Genomic DNA, 4,886 nt, shown 5'->3' on the forward strand with positions numbered 1-4,886 from the left:
GTTTTAAGAAAAGACTTTAAAAATAGCCTATCATTCTATTCAATTTAACAAAAAGGCAGCACATTGTGCTGCCTTTTCGCTTTATATAAATCCTAATGACACTAAAACTACCCCCTCCCTTTTTATCAAGAAAAATATAAGGTATTTTTATCCAGAATATATTAAAACCCACAAATAATGAAAGCGGAAACCTTTTAATAAAAATGTAGTTTTATTGACCAAAGTACCTTTCATTTAAAGCTTTTTATTAATTACGTTTTTAAACTTAAGATATGTCTGTTTTATCGCTCTCAATAAGATAAGCGATTATAAGAAACTTTCCCCTCATCTGAAAACTCAAACAAATTTTTTTGTCTATAAAATATTCAAACAAGAAAAAGCACAAAAAACTATAAATGATAGGATGGTAAAATATATTTTCGTATTAAGTGAAAATATCTTCTAATAATTATTATAAAATGTCTTAAGACACATAAATAACTCTCAGTAATTATCAAAAATTACTTTTATTATTTCATCAAGACATAAAAAATAATCCCACTACAAACAGAAAATAAATAAACTCATTTAATAAAAAATAAACTATACATACTATACATTTTCATGAAGATTATTTAAAATATTTGACATAGAAGTAAAAGTAGCTTACCGAGCTAGAGGTAATGTAACAACACTAAGAACAATAACTCATTTTCTATTCTTCTTATGAGGTCGGTGGGGAAATGAATGTTGGGGACTTCAAAGGAGAATACGGATGTATAAAAAATCCCTTTTATCATATACAGCAACAATCGCGATCATACTCTCTAGTATCTATTCCAATGCACATGCTGAATCTCTTGAAGCTTCAGGAGAAGGACAAACCGTCATCGGAGAAACCGGAAAGACCTATGAAATTCTTCATGCAAAAGAAAGTGGCAAAATCACTGGTGAAAATTTAACAATAACCGGAAATAAAGAAACCAATAAAGGCCCCAGCGAAGGCGGTATCACCCCTCCTCCCGAATCATCTTCTTTAGAATCACCCGCTGCTGTAACAGCTGAAAGCAAGAACAGTATGATCACATTAACGGGGGATAAAACAACCATTAAAGGAACTGATTCTGCCATTATCGTAGGTGTTGAAGCAAAAGACGGTGGCACGATCTCCATAACTGGAGGCTCCATTAATGCTTCTGATTTTGGTGCGATCTTCATGAACAGTAACAGCGACAAAAACAAGCTGGAAAATGTAACAATATCAAGCGGTGATGATAAAACACTACTGGGATTCGGAGCAGGAACAGAAAACAGTACAGTCACTTTAAAGGATGTAATCATAAAACAAACAAACAATGCTGTAAGTGCACAAGGTGGCTCTACAATAACAATCACTGGAGGTTCATTTGCTTCAAAAGAAGCAACAATAGTTGCCTCGCAAAACAGCAAAGTCACTATAAACGATTCTACGATTACATCATCTGACGACTCTGGACTCTGGGCAAAAGAAAGTGGCACGATCTCCATGACTGGAGGCTCTATTAATGCTTCCCACGCTGGTGCTAGTTTCTTGAACAGTAACAGCGACAAAAATAAGCTGAAAGGTGTAACAATATCAAGTAATGAAGACGGAAAACAAATAACCTTTGGAGTAAAGGTACAAGAGAACAGTACAGTCACTTTAGAAGATGTAACCGTAAAACAAGCAGAAAACGCTATTCTTGCAAATAATAGTTCTAAAGTAAAGGTCACTGGAGGCTCATTCGCTTCAAAAGAGGCAACAATAGCTGCCTTGAAAAACAGTGACATCACTATAGAGGGCGCTCAAATTACATCATCTGATAACTCTGGACTCATGGCACAAAATGGTGGCTCAATCTCTATGAATGGAGGTTCCATTAAAGCTTCACAAGCTGGTGCTTACTTTTTGAACAGTAATAGCGACAAGAACAAACTAAAGGATGTAGAAATATCAAGTAATGAAGGCGGAACACCTATACTCTTTGGAGTAAAAGCAGAGAAGAACAGTAAAGTTAATTTAGAAGGTGTAAGATTCTCTCAAGCAGACAGTGGTATATCTGCAGATAGTAATTCTGAAATAACAATCTCTAAAGGAGAGTTTGACTCTAAAAAGGTAACTATACACGCTGAAAACGGCAGCACAATCACTTTAAAGGACAATACTAAAGTTACATCATCTGATAACGTTGGGCTCATGGCAGAACAAGAATCCACAATCAACATGACCGGAGGAGAAGTAACTGGAAAAACAGGAGTCGTTGGAGCAAAAAATGGCGGACACATTACGGTAGAAAATGTTACCCTAACAATAGATGGCGCCGATCCCATTGAAAATAACGAATCAATTACAAGTGGTTTTGGTGCATTTTCTGAGGGTAAAGATAGTCTAATTGAGTTAACTGGAAATGATACAAAGATTAAAAATAGTATAATTGGACTTCAGACAAAAAAAGAGGGTGCAATCAGTATGAATGGAGGCTCCATTAATGCCTCATACGTTGGTGCTCGCTTTACGGAAAGTAAAAGCAACAAAAACAAACTGAAGAATGTAATAATATCCAGCAATAAAGAGAATGAGCTACTAGTCAATGGAATCAATGCAGGAAAAGAAAGTATAGTCTCTCTAGAAAATGTAAACGTAAAACAAGCAGAAAACGCCATTGTTTCAGATAGTAATTCTAAAATAGAGATTACTGGAGGATCGTTTGATGCAAAACTAGCAACAATCGCTGCTCTAAACGGCGGCACCATTATTTTAACCGACAATGCACAAATTACATCATCTGATAACTCTGGGCTCTATGCACATGACAATGGCGTAATCAAGATGACTGGAGGAACTGTAGCTGGAAAAATAATAGCATTGTCTGCAGAAAATAGCGGACATATTACCATCACAGATGGTACTCTAAAAACAACAGACGATGGTATCGGTGCAGATGCTGATGGCTCTAAAAGTGTGATTGAGTTGGAAAATACAACGGTCAGTGATAGTGCAATTGGTCTTAAAGCAGAAAACAATGGTGCAATCAGTATGACTGGGGGAAGCATTAAAGCTTCTGTAGCTGGTGCTGTCTTTTCTAAAAGTGAGAGCGAAGAAAACTATCTGGACAATGTGATAATATCAAGTAGTAAAGGCGGTGCGCTACTAGGCTATGGAATTCAAGCAGAAGAAACAAGTAAAGTCACTTTAAAAAATGTAACCATCTCTGACGCAATTAATGCCGTAGCTGCGTATGACAATTCTACAATAAAAATCTCTGGGGGATCATTTAAGGCAGAAGATGAAACAATATATGTAGCAGATGGCGGCACCATCAATTTAGACGATGCAGCACAAATTACCTCATCTAATAGTTATGGACTCCGTGCAGACGGTTTAAACTCTACCATCACAATGAATAAAGGACACGTCAAAGGGGACCGTACAGCATTGAGTGCGGAAGGTGGTGGTCATATTACGGTCACAGGTGTTACTATCACAACAGAAAAGCAGCTTAGCGGATTAGGTGCAAGTGTTATCAATTCTAATAGTATGATCGAATTGCGTGGAACAGATATTAAAGACACTTCGACTGGACTCCTTGCACAAGACGGCGGCGTAATCAAAATGAAGAAGGGAACCATTACAACTTCTACAGTTGGTGCTACCATTTCAAACAGTAAGAGCAACGAAAACAAATTGGAAGATGTGACAATATCAAGCAATGGAAAAGGTAACTCGATCATATTTACAGGATTAAATGCCCAAGCAAGCAATATCACTTTAGAAAATGTACACATTACACAAGCATTCACCGGCGTAATGGCAATGGATCATTCTCAAATCACAATCTCTGGAGGATCATTTGCTGGAAACAATGTGGGAATACGTGCAGAGAGTGGAAGCACCATTACTTTAGCCGAAAATGCCCAAATTACATCATCTAATGGTTATGTCCTCCATGCAACCGGCTTAGACTCCACCATCACAATGATGACAGGACGTATAACAGGAACAGAGGCAGCATTGGCTGTTGAAAACGGTGGGCATATTGATGCAACAAATATTTCTGCAACAGCAGAGAAAAATGGCATAAAATTTGAAAATCCTGAAGAAGATACAACCTCAGAAGTTAATTTAACCAACGCAAAGCTTCACATTAAAAACGGTACTGGAATTAATGTAGATGAGTCAACCGGCACAGTCAATCTTGGCGAAAAATCAGAAATCCGTGGTGATGTTTTACTAGTAAACAAAGATTCAACAAAAGGAAATAATTTCACTTTCACCCTCAATTCTGATGACTCCATATTAGAGGGTAGAGCAAAAATTATTAACAGCCCTAAAACAATCTTTAATTTGCAAAACAATACACAATGGATTGTAAAAACCAGTACAAAAGAAAAAGATGGTGATGGCAATCTGCTTGATATTGCTCAAAGGTCTCGTTCTGATATTTCCACGCTTAATCTCGATAATAGCTCCATTATCTTTAGCGAACCGACAGAAGAGCATTATCACACATTGCACATAGGTTCTGGTAAACCAGACACGCAAGAAGTTTACAAAGCCTCTGGTGATGCAAAGATTTACTTCAACATTGCTTGGAGTGATGGTGTTGCAAGTGCCGATCAAAAAACCGATAGACTTTTGATCAATGGGGATGTCTCAGGCAACACAACAGTTTATATCAAAAGCGATTCAGGAGATGAAAGTAGTGTAGTAAATGCTGCTGATCCTTCAAATATAGGTGGTCTCTCGCTCATTCAAGTTTCTGGAAAAGCAAAGGAAGACTCTTTCAAACTGGCAAATGGCTATACCACCAGAAATCGTTTGCCTTATAAATATACGCTAACGGCCTATGGACCAGAGTCAAGCAATGGTAAAGCTGATGTTGCGCAAA

Annotated in this window: 1 protein-coding gene; it reads left to right on the forward strand. The window is 37.3% G+C overall.

The window, feature by feature from the left end; genetic code table 11:
* Positions 1-754: 754 nt before the first annotated feature.
* The coding region (locus ACFIKO_RS08645; RefSeq protein ID WP_375673797.1) for a beta strand repeat-containing protein at positions 755-4,886 on the forward strand (4,132 nt) is incomplete at its 3' end.

The sequence above is a fragment of the Bartonella sp. TS82HLJMH genome, from assembly GCF_042193495.1.
GTDB lineage: Bacteria > Pseudomonadota > Alphaproteobacteria > Rhizobiales > Rhizobiaceae > Bartonella > Bartonella grahamii.